Annotated in this window: 14 protein-coding genes; 1 reads left to right on the forward strand and 13 read right to left on the reverse strand. The window is 41.6% G+C overall.

The window, feature by feature from the left end; all coding sequences use genetic code 11:
- Positions 1-14: 14 nt before the first annotated feature.
- From nifK to J2746_RS09710, 11 genes are all read right to left on the reverse strand, one after another.
- Complete coding sequence (nifK, locus tag J2746_RS09665; RefSeq protein WP_209619861.1) at positions 15-1,385, reverse strand: nitrogenase molybdenum-iron protein subunit beta; 1,371 nt, start codon at positions 1,383-1,385, stop codon at positions 15-17.
- 14 nt (positions 1,386-1,399) lie between these two features.
- Entirely contained in the window at positions 1,400-2,980 is a 1,581-nt protein-coding gene (nifD, locus tag J2746_RS09670) for a nitrogenase molybdenum-iron protein alpha chain (protein ID WP_209619863.1), read from the reverse strand.
- Complete coding sequence (locus tag J2746_RS09675) at positions 2,977-3,354, reverse strand: P-II family nitrogen regulator (protein WP_209619866.1); 378 nt, start codon at positions 3,352-3,354, stop codon at positions 2,977-2,979. The genes nifD and J2746_RS09675 overlap by 4 nt, the downstream gene beginning before the upstream one ends.
- A gap of 19 nt (positions 3,355-3,373) precedes the next feature.
- Positions 3,374-3,691 carry a P-II family nitrogen regulator gene (locus tag J2746_RS09680; RefSeq protein WP_209619869.1) on the reverse strand — a complete coding sequence of 106 codons (318 nt, stop codon included), beginning with the start codon at positions 3,689-3,691 and terminating at the stop codon, positions 3,374-3,376.
- A 28-nt stretch (positions 3,692-3,719) separates the two neighbouring features.
- On the reverse strand, positions 3,720-4,541 hold the full coding sequence (nifH, locus tag J2746_RS09685) for a nitrogenase iron protein (protein WP_209619871.1): 822 nt from the start codon (positions 4,539-4,541) through the stop codon (positions 3,720-3,722).
- 487 nt (positions 4,542-5,028) lie between these two features.
- The gene (locus J2746_RS14705) at positions 5,029-5,241 is read right to left on the reverse strand and encodes a sensor histidine kinase (protein ID WP_342451832.1); all 213 of its coding nucleotides are present in this window, start codon (positions 5,239-5,241) and stop codon (positions 5,029-5,031) included.
- A gap of 324 nt (positions 5,242-5,565) precedes the next feature.
- The gene (locus J2746_RS14715) at positions 5,566-6,498 is read right to left on the reverse strand and encodes a response regulator (RefSeq protein WP_245250086.1); all 933 of its coding nucleotides are present in this window, start codon (positions 6,496-6,498) and stop codon (positions 5,566-5,568) included.
- A gap of 244 nt (positions 6,499-6,742) precedes the next feature.
- On the reverse strand, positions 6,743-7,081 hold the full coding sequence (locus J2746_RS09695) for a P-II family nitrogen regulator (protein ID WP_209619874.1): 339 nt from the start codon (positions 7,079-7,081) through the stop codon (positions 6,743-6,745).
- 6 nt (positions 7,082-7,087) lie between these two features.
- On the reverse strand, positions 7,088-8,470 hold the full coding sequence (locus J2746_RS09700; protein WP_425342647.1) for an ammonium transporter: 1,383 nt from the start codon (positions 8,468-8,470) through the stop codon (positions 7,088-7,090).
- 471 nt (positions 8,471-8,941) lie between these two features.
- Complete coding sequence (locus J2746_RS09705) at positions 8,942-9,916, reverse strand: DUF128 domain-containing protein (RefSeq protein ID WP_209619879.1); 975 nt, start codon at positions 9,914-9,916, stop codon at positions 8,942-8,944.
- A 100-nt stretch (positions 9,917-10,016) separates the two neighbouring features.
- Positions 10,017-11,696, reverse strand: coding sequence for an ABC1 kinase family protein (locus tag J2746_RS09710; RefSeq protein WP_209619882.1), 1,680 nt, complete (start codon positions 11,694-11,696; stop codon positions 10,017-10,019).
- 219 nt (positions 11,697-11,915) lie between these two features.
- Here J2746_RS09710 and J2746_RS09715 point away from each other — a divergent pair, with 219 nt between their 5' ends.
- Positions 11,916-12,185, forward strand: coding sequence for a DUF3303 domain-containing protein (locus J2746_RS09715; protein ID WP_209619884.1), 270 nt, complete (start codon positions 11,916-11,918; stop codon positions 12,183-12,185).
- A 34-nt stretch (positions 12,186-12,219) separates the two neighbouring features.
- Here J2746_RS09715 and J2746_RS09720 read toward each other — a convergent pair whose 3' ends face one another.
- Positions 12,220-12,735, reverse strand: a complete 516-nt coding sequence (locus J2746_RS09720) for a hypothetical protein (RefSeq protein WP_209619887.1) — start codon at positions 12,733-12,735, stop codon at positions 12,220-12,222.
- A gap of 111 nt (positions 12,736-12,846) precedes the next feature.
- Positions 12,847-13,188: a phasin family protein gene (locus J2746_RS09725; RefSeq protein WP_209619898.1), complete on the reverse strand. Its 342-nt coding sequence runs from the start codon at positions 13,186-13,188 to the stop codon at positions 12,847-12,849.
- Between the last annotated feature and the right edge of the window lie 120 nt (positions 13,189-13,308).

Genomic DNA, 13,308 nt, shown 5'->3' on the forward strand with positions numbered 1-13,308 from the left:
TTTAGTGAGGTCGTTTACTGAACGACCTCAAGTTCTTCTTCAGGAACTGTCTTGTCCTTGATGTCAAGGAAAGTGTTTCCTATCCACTCGATCATGCGAGCTGCTCCTGCGTATCCCATGACCGGGAAGTGATGCAGGTTTGCCCTGTCCATGACTGGGAACCCGACCCTGATCAGTGGGATATTCTCGGCAAGAGCAATGTGCTTACCATAGGTGTTACCGATCAGCATGTCTACAGGCTCGTTCTTTATGATCTGGTGGAGTGTAAATAGGTCTGCTCCGGTGAGTATCTGTGAATCCGGGTACAATGGATGTACCATTTCAGAAACTCTCTCCTCGAAAGCCTTGCTGACTGTACCTGAAAGTATCACAGTTGGTTCCATTCCCATTTCAAGTACAAGGCTTGTGAGACCTTCAATGATGTCGGGGTCACCGAATATAGCTACCTTCTTTCCGTAGAAGTGTGGATGAGCATCTGTCATCATATCTACGACCCTTGACCTTTCGTGTTCAAGTTCCGGTGGAATTGCCACGTCTGCAAGCTCAGCCGCCTTCATGACGAACCTGTCTGTAAAACGGATGCCTATTGGTACCGGTCCTATCTGGGCTGGCATCTTGAACTTGTTCTGGAATACCTTTGCTGCTGCGCCTCCTGCCAATCCGCAGAGTGCGATCGTTCCCATGGAGTTCGCACTGTCTTCCACATCACCAATAGGTGTTCCTCCGTTTGCAAACAGTTCTCTCTCCTGGCCGATTCCGTTATCCAGGACATCTGTCTGGTCAGGGAACACAATTGCAGGGATATTCATGATGGAGAGTGTTCTCTTGATCTCACGAATGTCTCCCGGGTTCACGAAACCAGGAATTACGTTCAGCTTTCCGTTTGGCTTTGTTTTCTTTGCAAAGGTTGTGACAAATGACTTTACCATGTTGTCATAACCGGTCACGTGGGTACCCACATAACTTGGGGTTGATGCTGCACATAGTTTGATGGATGGGTCGATGAGTTCTTCTTCCTCCACATCTTCTATTATCTGTCCGACATCGTCACCAATTGTCTCTGAGAGACATGTTGTGTGTATCGCAACTACTTCAGGTGTGTATACAGCCTCAATGTTTGCAAGTGACTTCTTAAGATTTGATGCACCACCGAATACGGCAGTCCCTTCATAGAAACTGCTGGTTGTACCGACAGTTGGTTCCCTGAAGTGTCTGGTAAGGCACATTCTCAGGTATGAAAGACATCCCTGTGATCCATGACTGTGAGGCATACAGTTGCGTATACCCAGTGCAGCATAGGTTGCACCGATTGGCTGGCAGATCTTTGCAGGGTTAACAACCAGTGCATCTCTCTGGACATCTTCCTTTGGTGTATAATCTAACATTTTTCAGGCCTCCTTTATGCTCCCTTCCATGGAGTCTTCTGGAGCTTCCAGCTTGGGTTGTTCACTGCCATGTCTACATCTCTTGCAAAGTTCAGCACACCAGTAAATCCGGTGTAGCGACCACTGTAGTCATATGAGTGTATCTGTCTTGATGGAACTCCAAGCTTCTGTGCCCAGTACTTGTCCTTGATACCTGAACAGAACAGGTCCGGTTTAAGTTCCTTGATGAGGAATTCAGTCTCGTAGTGGTTAAGATCGTCCACAGCGATCGTACCGTCCTTCATTTCAGGAAGCATTCCTTCATAGGTCATCAGACCAAGCTTTTCCTTTAGTTCTTCCATACGTTCCGGACTGATAGCGGGTTCGAAATCCGGATCTCTTTCATAGTGAAGATCTTCGAGAATACCACTTGATGCTTTTTCCTTCATACCTTCAAGGATCTGTCTGCCTTCGTAGTCATCACGGTGAGCAAACTGATATCCTGCGACAACGACCTTCATTCCGAGATCTTCAAAGAGGTTCTGGTAGTGGTGTGACCTGGAACCGCCAGCATAGATAAATGCTGTCTTGCCCTCTAGCTTGTTCCTGTACTTTTCAAGTTCAGGCTGGACCTTTGCGACTTCTTCTTCAATTATTTCCTCAGTCTTCTTACTGAGCTCTTCGTCATCGAAGAATTCAGCCATCTTTCTGAGTGACTTCTTTGTTCCTTCGATACCAATGTAATTGACCTTGAGCCATGGAACTCCGTACTTCTCTTCCATCATACGGTTTGTGTAGTTAACCGACCTGTGACAGAGGAGGATACTGAGCTTTGCCTGGTGTGCCTTTGAAAGATTATGATATGAACCGTCTCCTGTGAAACTTGAAACAATACGGTATCCTATTTTTTCAAAGAGTGGCTTGATCTCCCAGAGGTCACCACCAATGTTGTATTCACCAAAGATATTGATGTCAAACGGTGTTGGGTTTTCAAGTTCCTCAGTACCGATTAACTGTTCCATGATCACGTTACTTGCAACGTGGTGTCCTGCTGACTGGCTGACACCTCGGTATCCTTCACAGCGAAGAGCCAGTACCTTTACACCATGTTCCTTTTCCGCTTCTGTAGCGACTGCTTCAATGTCATCACCGATAAGTCCTACAGGACATGTTGCATTGATTGAGATAGCTCCCGGCTTGAAGATCCTGACTGCATCATCAATTGCTGCCTTGAGCTTCTTTTCACCACCAAATACAATATCTGTTTCTTTCATGTCTGTTGAGAAACAGTATTGCAGGTAGTTATCGCCGCCATCTTCTGCCCTGGCCATGTTCCTCCTGGTTCCCCAGGTGTAATATCCACAGCCAATTGGTCCATGTGTGATGTGAACCATATCCTTGATAGGTCCCATTACCACACCCTTTCCACCGGCATAGGCACAACCACGGTTTGTCATTATACCCGGAACTGTCTTGGCGTTGGCTTCTATGTTCTGTTCTGCTTCGCAGGAATCCTTTACTACAAAGTGCTTCTTTCTGTCCTTTGCAGTCTTCTTAGGGTATATCTTCATCATTTCGTCAATGACGTTCTGTGTCTGTTCTACTTCAGAACTCATTCCAGATTCCTCCCTACAGTCATTTCTCCGGATTCGCCGGTCCTTACTCTGTAAACTTCAGGTATGTCTGTTACGAAAACCTTTCCATCTCCTGCATGCCCTGTCTGGTTGATATTGATTATCTTCTGTACTACTCTGTCAGCTGCCTTGTCATCAACTACTATTGTGAACATGCGCTTTGGGACAAAAGGTACGTGTGTAAGATTTGGTTCTTCCTGTTCCGGAAGTGGTGGATCAAATTCAAAACACAATCCCTTTTGCTTACCACGGCCCATGACCTTTTCCACGGTGAATGAGGGGTAACCGCATCCATCAAGGGCATCTACAGTCTTATGCACCTTGTTCATGCGGATGATTGCCGTTATTTCCTTCATTTGAGATCCCTCTACGGTTTTAAAGTCCGCATTCGCCTGTACGGATTGTGTATGCACTTTCTACCGGGTTTATGAAGATCTTACCGTCTCCATATTTTCCTGTATGGGCTGAAGTCTTGATAATGTCAAGGACTTTGTCCTTGTCTCCATCTTCGACTACAAGCATGAGCATTGTCTTTGGGAGTTCGTCGAACTGTACTTCAGCTGTGTGGATTCCTCTCTGCTTACCTCTTCCGAATACATCGGACTTGGTGAGAGATACAAAGCTTTCCTTTTCAAGTGCTTCTACAATATCAGTTACCTTACTGGGTCTGACAATTGCACGGATCATCTGCATTGTTTTTACTCCTCAGTTTCCTGTGTGTTTAGAGTTCGATTATTCCGAATTCTACCATCATTGATTCGAGGTCATCCATCTCCAGTGGAGTTGGGACAACAAACTTATCGTTGTTCTCGATGTTGTTTGCAAGTGTCAGGTATTCCTTTGCCTGCTGGCAATCCGGATCAAAGTCGATCACTGTCTTCTTGTTGATCTCTGCACGCTGGACGATGTTGTCTCTTGGTACGAAGTGGATGAGCTTGCTTCCGAGCCTTTCTGCGAATGCCTCGAGAAGTTCACGTTCTCCGTCTACCTTCCTACTGTTACAGATGATTCCACCAAGACGTGCACCACCCTTTGCGTACTTTTTGATACCCTTGCAGATGTTGTTTGCTGCGTAGATAGCCATGAGTTCACCACTGGCTACAATGTAGATCTCCTGTGCCTTTCCTTCTCTGATCGGCATTGCAAAACCCCCACATACTACGTCACCGAGTACGTCGTAGAATACATAATCGAGTTCATCTTCGTACGCACCAAGATTTTCGAGGAGGCCGATGGAAGTGATAATACCTCTGCCTGCACAACCGACACCAGGTTCTGGTCCACCTGATTCTACACACTTGATTCCGCCAAAACCTGGCTGAATAAGGCTATCAAGTTCAATGGATTCGTCGTCTTCAGTTCTTAATGTGTCAAGTACTGTCTTTTGGTTAAGACCTCCGAGAAGCATTCTTGTAGAGTCAGCCTTTGGGTCACATCCTACTAACAGTATCTTTTTTCCCATGGTGGCGAGTGCTGCTGTCAAATTCTGAGTTGTTGTTGACTTTCCGATTCCGCCCTTTCCGTATATTGCTACTTGTCGCATGGTCTTTTCCTTCTGTACTTATTTGATGTGTTTTTTTGTTGTGTATGTTGTACGATTGTGTGTTTATTGGAGCTGCTTTATTTTTTTTATCATACAACGGAATCCTATGTACTAGTTTTTAATATTTAAAGTTATTGTTTAGCTATAATTGTTGAATTTCTCTGTATTCTGAAGAAAAGGTTGCTTGGTATTGTATTTTTTCACTGTGCAGTTTTATGTAGTATGTACTGCGTTCTGTTCAAATACGGAAAAAATTCATGGTTTTTGTCTCATTCTGGCAAACACTTATATATAGTTGTATTTAAAAAATCAAATGATAACAACTGGATTGTGCGCCAAGGCAGTATTTATTTTAAATTATATTTGCAAAGTATTGAAAAAAGAAGTACTACTCCGATTGACAACCGGAGCTGCTATCGGAGTGATCCTGTCACCTAAGAGGTAGTTAACCCCAATTTCCTTTTTACGTTTATTTCAATTTTGTAAATCAAAACGCTTTTTTCAGAGTGAACCAGAAGACACTACCTTTTCCCTGAGGGTTATCAATAACAGCAACACTTTCGCCGTGAAGGTCCATGATCCTTTTTACAATGGCAAGCCCGATACCGCTGCCTTTAATATTTTCCTTGTGTAATCTGTTAAAGCGGGTGAATACAGCTTCTTTGTCAGCATCTGGTATTCCGTCTCCCTGGTCAGCCACAGATATTTTCCATTTGTCAGTAAATCTTCTATTCTTACGGTTATTGTTGTGGTATCAGGGCTGTATTTGATAGCATTTGAAATGATATTGGTAAAAACTCCTTCTATCATAGGATTGGCGAGTGCAAAGAATGGGCCAGGGTTTTCAAATATTATCTCAATATTTTTGCAATTAAGATCCTGCTCAAAGTTTTTCAGGACTGTATTTATCACAGAAGTAATGTCAGTTCTTACAAAAGCCATTTCCTCAGTAGATTCAAGTTTGGCGAGCTTGGCTGCATTTTCAATAAGCTCAATGAGCTTGATATTTGACTTTTTAATGTTTTCAATAATACGCCTGTTTTTCACTGGTTTCGGTCTCTTGCAGTAAATCAGTGAATGACCTGATAAGCCCTGCAGGGTTTAACAGGTCATGACGAAGAACGTCAGTAAAGAGGTCCTTTATCTCATTGGATTTCTGAAGCTTTTTTGCATATTCCATGAGTTTTATCTCATCTTTTCTCTTTTCGGTTATGTCCTCTCCTGACATCAGTATGTTAGTGATATTACCTCTTGTATCTTTCAGGATGGAATAGTGCCATTTGAAAAGTTTTTCTTTGCGGGTTATTGTCATTATGGGGTACTCGGAGCATTCAGGCTCATCCATAATTTCACCCAAAAGAAAATCGCATTTTGTTTTCACAATATCTGCATAGCTTTCAGAAACAATAAGATCTATCCAGTCTCTGTTGATGATGTTATTCCTGTTATATCCAAGGATATCCGCTCCTTTTTTGTTGATATGGATAAGCTTGTAGTCTTTGTCAAGTACTGCTATCAGTACCCCTACATAATCCAGGTATTCATATGCTTTATTGCGATCATGCAGCAGTGAATCGTGCTGCTCCTTTATACGCAAAAGTGCTGTGATCTTCTTGTCCAGTTCAAACCTGTCAGCAGGCTTTTTAAGAAAATCGTCTGCACCGACTTCTATCCCTTTCTGGTGATCATCCCTTGAAGTAAGTGCTGTGAGCATTATCACAGGTATAAAGTCGAGTTTATATTCATGTTTGATGGTCCTGCATACATCAAAACCATCCATTCCTGGCATAACGACATCTAGTAATATCAGATCTGGCTCTTCTTTTTTTACGATACTTAGTGCTTCTTCACCATTTGAAGCCGTTATTACGTCATAATTATCTATCAGGTATGACGTCAGAATGGCGACGTTGATTTTCTCATCGTCGACTATCAGTATTTTATCCTTCCCCTTCAAAATATCACAAACAAAATATAATGTCAAAATATATTATATTTTTGATATTATCAAAGAAGCTATGTTTAAATAAAAAATAGTATTTTTTAGGGAAGAGTCCCGGAACTATGGAAGTGCTATATTGTGACAACTGGACTGCAGAATCCTTATCAATAGGTATTTTAAATTCCCGGGACTCACGTTGATTGTTTTTTTTGATGTGGTTAATTTGATGTGACAATAATAAAAAAAAGAAAGAGAGCACTTAAAGTGCATCTCCGTCTGTTTCTCCTGTACGGATCCTGACAATTTTGCTTATTGGAGATATGAATATCTTACCATCACCGATGGATCCGGTTTCTGCTGTTTTGACGATAATGTCAACTACTGTGTCGACATCTTCTTCCTCAACTACCATTTCCATCTTTATTTTTGGTAAGAGATCAACGCAGTACTTGCGTCCTCTCCACTGTTGCATTACGCCCTTCTGCTTACCACGGCCTTTTACATCGGTCACGGTGACACTTTCAAATCCAGCTTCTTCAAGGGCATCCTTGACTTCATGGATCTTTGTTGGCCTAATGATTGCTTCAATCTTCATCATTTAACATCACTCCTTCAGAATCATAAATTCTGGGTATGCACTGATACCGTGTTCAACTACGTCAAGTCCTTCGATTTCATGTTCTTCTGATACACGGAGTCCGATAACTACATCGATCATCTTGAAGATAATGAATGAGATTCCGAATGCCCATACTATACTGAGAATCACTGCAACTATCTGGATCATAAGAAGCTGTGCTCCGCCACCATAGAAGAGACCTGCTGTCTCTGCAGTGTATGCTGCACCTTCCAGGATTGATCCTTCACCTGTTCCAAGTGCGAAGAGACCTACAGCGATAAGTCCCCAGCTACCTGAGTATCCGTGTACTGCAATTGCACCTACAGGGTCATCGACCTTGAGTACATTTTCATTGAACATTACACCTGCATATACTATAATACCACCGACAAGACCTATGATCAATGCGCCAGTATTACTGACTGAACCACAAGGTGCGGTGATAGCTACAAGACCTGCGAGAAGTCCGTTTGCTGTAAGTGATGGGTCTGGCTTTCCTGTCTTCATCCAGGTAATGACCATTACCATGATCGCTCCTGCACCTGCTGCAATGAATGTGTTAACTATTACAAGGTTTGCGAATGGGTCGTTTGCATCAAGGGTACTACCACCGTTGAAACCTACCCAACCGAATGCCAGTATAAGGGTACCGAGGAATGCAAGTGGGAGACTGTGACCTGGAATTGCAAGTGGCTTTCCGTTCTTGAACTTACCAATTCTTGCACCTACCAGCAGTACACCTGCAAGAGCTGAGTATCCACCAATTGAGTGTACTACACCGGAACCTGCAAAGTCGTGGTGAGCAACGCCGATCGCATCTACTATGAATCCTGTTGTAAGTATTCCTGAACCACTCCATACCCAGTGTCCGTAGACAGGGTAGATGAGTGCTACCATAAGTATTGTATAAACGAGATATGCCTTGAAGTCAGTCCTCTCAGCCATTGCACCGGAAACGATTGTTGCACCGGTTGCTGCGAATACCATCTGGAACCACCAGCCGTTCCAGACTGCGTTATCAGCACCCATTAGGAAGAACTGGTCAATACCGATCAGTCCTGCAAAATCGGCACCATACATGATCCCCCATCCTACTGCCCAGTATACGATGACACCAAGAGAGATGGTCATGAAGTTCTTCATGAGAATGTTAGCAGTGTTCTTTGTTCTGGTAAGACCAATCTCTACCAGAGAGAAACCTGCATGCATAAGGAACACGATTGCACCGGCTATTAAGAGCCACATGAATGTGAGTGCTGTCTGGAGATCTGCAATTGCTGCAGTGTTCTCTTCAATTGTTTCAGCTGACGCTGGACCTATAAATACCATAAAAATGACGCTCATTAGCAGTAAAACCTGCCAGATCATCTTTGAATTGAGTTTCTGTGATATTCCATACATGAGTAACACCTTTGTTTCATCTTCATAGGAAGACGGATGCTATGTGTAGACTTCATACTATTTAAACAATTCGGTTTAATAGTACAACTTCTTATTATTAAATACATGTATTTACAATTAATAGTAACAGTTATCCGTATTTGGCAACTAAATTAGACCAAAAATTACAAATCCCACACATTAGATATTTTGATATTTATATTATATAAAAGAGATAATCTATTTTTCGTGCAACTTATTCTTATTGGAAGTTTTTGTGGGGCAAGGTATTAACATGTTTATTTTTTTATTTTTCAAGCTCTTATATAATGAGTGTTACCCTGAAAAAAGAGTTAATAAAGCAAAAAATGATGAAATGGATTATAGGTTGATATTTCAAGTTAATTTTATACAAAAAAAGCTATCATATGACATCCTGATTTTGATGCCATGACTATCTCAGAGTTTTTTCATCTTGCTATATTCCATAACTGCAGAAACAGGATGTGTTTCTACATTTATGCCGGCTTCTTCAACCGCAGCAACTGAATTAATTCCGACCATTACGGGAATTCCTATTTTTCCACGCTCAATAGGTGCATAGAGAACATCTTCTCCGGGATTGCCTATGGTCAAATGCCCGGCAATATCATGCTTGCCTGCAATATTAAGCAGTTCTTCGGCTTTTGAAGCAGCAGATGCGGGAATCTGACGAACGTTTGCAAGCATTTTGCCGTTGCCTGTATCTATAGCTTCAAGTATGGATGTAGCTCTTCTTCTAAGGAAAATCTTGATCGGATCGATGGATGTTCCATTATATGATATAAGATCCAGGAACCCTGCAGGTGAGTAATCCTCGATCTGCATAAGTCCTCCGTAAACCGGAACCACCGGAATTCCATTGTTCAGGAGAAGTCCGTCAAAAGTAATACTGCACACCGTTGCAACAGCCACTTTTCCATCAGGGACATAAATATCAAGATCATTATCTTCTTCGACAATTCCCACTCTGGGACTTATGGTTGCTCCGTTGTCCATTGCATACTTGATGATCTCAGTGGCACTATCATAATCATCCTTGTCTATGTTCGTAACATTGACTATAACATTACCCTTTCCCGATTCAAGGTCATAGTCTGCCTTGTATATCAGTTCTTCTATTCTGGTGATGACAAAACCGAACCTGTCACTGATAAGTGCATCATTCAGCTCTTTCCTGCCACGCTCAGTTATAGTACGTCCTATATAACCATGCTTCTGGGTAAAACCTCGCTCATCCAGTATTCGTAAATGATATCTGACGGCTCTTTCTCCAATTGCATAACCACGGTTATGGAGTTCATCAGCAATAAGTCGTGCACCTAAAGGCTTGTCGCTTTCATTTATAATGCGCATGATCTCAACAAGCTTTCTCTCAACGTTTGGATCTGTCATTTTTTCACCCGAAGATGGTCGCCGAAGGACATTTTCAACGACTTATTAGTTATATTCTAAGTCTATTTAAGATGTGCGATTATTATTGCTTTAATGAATCTTATATTCTTCCTGTCCTCAGAATATAGATAACAAGCCACATTCCCAGGAATCCTGCCATTAAAAAACCAATTACTCCGAGCAAAGGGACTCCCCATATATGCGGTTCCATGCCGGTCTGTATGATAAAAGACGAACCTACAATGATAGCTGATATTATCAGGCTGAATGAAAGCCGGTTGCTGGCAGCATCCAGTTCAGATACGACCCTGTCAAAGCCGTGTGGATCAAAGCGCAGTTTCAGGTATCCTCTTTCAGCAATATCAAGTATGTGTCCTATCTGCATAGGTGCTTTATGAAGGACCCTTCCCCAATTACTGGAGTCTCTGTATACATTTTCTGCAATGTTGGTAAGTTTTAAGCGATCTTTGATGGCTTTCTTTGCAAAAGGTTCGGCTATAACTGTAAGATTGATTTCCGGGTCCATGATGCTACTGAAACTTTCAGCTGTCATTGCTGCTTTTGATAGCAGTGCAACATTAGAGGGAACTCTTACCTGATATTTTCTCAGCAGATTTATCATCTCTTCGAGTATCAGGGCAGTGTTCAATTGCTTTACAGCTCTTCCATAATATTTGTAAAGCAGATGATCAATATCTACTTTAAGGGACCTGAGATCTGTAGTTTCGTCAATGGATCCCAGTTCACGCAGAAGTTCAATGTAGAGTACAGTGTCCCCTTTTGTAATTGCTATGAGGTCATCTATCAGGAGATTGCGCATATCTCTTGAGAGAAATCCTGCCATTCCAAAGTCCAGGAGTGCTATTTTTCCATCTTTCATGATGAATACGTTTCCCGGATGAAGGTCTGCATGGAAAAACCCATCATCGTAGATCTGCTTCATGAAAGCTTTCAGGACATCAATGGCTATTTCTCTCCTGTCAATTCCCATTCTGTCAAGTTCTTTGAATGAATTGCTTTTTACACCATCTATGAATTCGAGTGTCAGCACTTTTGCACTGGTGTAGTCCCAATATACTTCAGGTATGTATATCCGAGGATCATCCCTGAAGTTGCGTCCAAAATGGTCTGCATTCCTGCCTTCCTGGGTGTAGTCCATCTCTGATTTTATGGTACGTTCGAACTCCTCTACAATTCCCACGGGCTGATATAGCTTTGCTTCAGGAAGGTGTTCTTCTGCAAAATGGGCGATACTGTACATTATATCAAGATCGGAATTTATGATCTTCTTTATGCCTGGTCTCTGAACCTTAACGACAACATCGTCACCACCCTTTAGTTTTGCACGATGAACCTGACCAATTGAAGCTGCTGCAATAGGTTCTGTTTCAAAGTACTCAAAAATATGATTGATTTCAGAACCAAGCTCTGTTTTGATGAGTTTTTCCACTTCATCCATTCCAAATGGCTGGACATCATCCTGAAGTTTTGAGAACTCATTTGCATATTCAGGGGGAATAAGATCCTGGCGCATGCTTAGGATCTGTCCAAGTTTAATGTAAGTGGGTCCAAGTTCTTCCAGCATCATCCTGGCTTTCATTGGTCCGGTATCAGTGTCTTTGAGGATCTTTTCCTTTTTTTTGATCCTTGAGCTCAGAGGCCTTATGCCTCCAAGTCCCATCCTGTCAACAATGTAGCCAAACTCATATTTTATGAGTGCATCAACGATCTTACCATATCTTTTGATCATTGAGTATCTGTTGATCTTTCTTTGTTTCATGAGACCCTGTACTTTAATTTTTTTATTTGGATGTCCTATTTATTTGAGGCGGCTTGATTATTAAATTATCGCCGAAAATATTACTGTTCAATTTTGTTTTCATTCCATCACTATTGCTACTTTAAAATTTAAGGGACAGTTATATAATTACTGAAAACCGATTATTTGTTGCCAGAATTAACTGGTATTGTGAAGCAATATTAAATGGAGTGTGAAAAGATGTTATTTTTCGATATAAGCACATGGGATCCGCAGGATAGTGAAAAGGTAATTGAACATTTCAAGAATCTCAAACCACCTGCAGGTATAAATGTAATCAACCAGTGGGTAGACCTCAACGGAGGCCGTTATTTCATACTTTATGAGGCCGAGAGCAACGAAGCATATGCAGAATTCAATATTCCATGGTCCGATGTTTGTCTCATAGAGAGTGTTCCTGTAATGGAATCCACCGATTTCATAAAATTGATGATATCAAAGGGATTATAATCCCTTCTTTACTTTTAGATTCTGATCTCTCTTTTTATTTTTCAGAGTTTCCTGCCAAGCTTATCACTTTTTCGCGATTACCGATCCTGACAATGAAATCTCCTTCCGGTAATGTGCAGGTATCATACTTTTGGCGGAACTTTCCTTCACTGTCAGCTTTGATGGTCTGGGTTGCCAGAAAATCAAGTCTTACCTGTTTTTCTCCTTCTATAGCTTTCCCATTAACAACGATCTCATAATTTCCAGGAGGTACGTTCTCTTCATAGAATTCAGCTATGTCATTCCGGGCATCAAAACTGCGTTTAAAATCAGCGAACATCCTTACTATGAAATTAAGATCATGAACCTTCTCTGCCCTGACCCGAAAACTGTTGCTTCCTCCCGGGATTCCAACTTTTTCGAAAAGATGCTCATATCTCTCATTTTCAACTAGTGTTATTATTGAAAATGAAACTGCCATTGTAATGGTTTCATCAGGTTCAGTCTTGCCAGTAATATCGAGAATATCGCCTGTACATGGGCTGAGTGGGTAAAAACTCCACTCATCCACAATAGCTTCGGGATTTCCCTCTTGATGGCTACTGGCAATGGAATAGATTGCCTTTGATAGATTTAAAAAGAGGTTCTTATTTTTGCTGAAGGGAACTCCTCCTCTTCAGTTTTAAAGATCTTGTTCCTTATTATTTACGAGCTTGTCGATCTTAGCTTCAAGGCTTGAGATTGTATCTTTAAGTTCATTTACTTCTTCTTTGGTTGCAACGTCTGCTTTGTTGAAAGTTTCCTGAACCTTGGAGGAGATCTTCTTCTCGACTTCTTCTTTCTGTTTCTTTTGTTCGTCGACCACTTCGCGAACAAACTTCTTTCCTTCTTCCTTTTTTATCTCCCCATTCTCAATAAGATCATCAGTAATATCCTGTATTTTCTCTTCTGTAAGGGCCCACAATCCTATTCCAAAAAGACCAACTTTTCTCATAACTTCATTGATGTCTGTAGCATCTTTCATTTTAAACCTCCAATGATTAATTAGCAGGTGTTAGGATAAAAATCTTGTTCTGAACATGGATACAAAGAAAAAGAAATCAAAAAGGCCCATTTAATAAGGGTCTGTGTAATATTTTTCAGA

Source organism: Methanolobus bombayensis, from assembly GCF_017873415.1.
GTDB lineage: Archaea > Halobacteriota > Methanosarcinia > Methanosarcinales > Methanosarcinaceae > Methanolobus > Methanolobus bombayensis.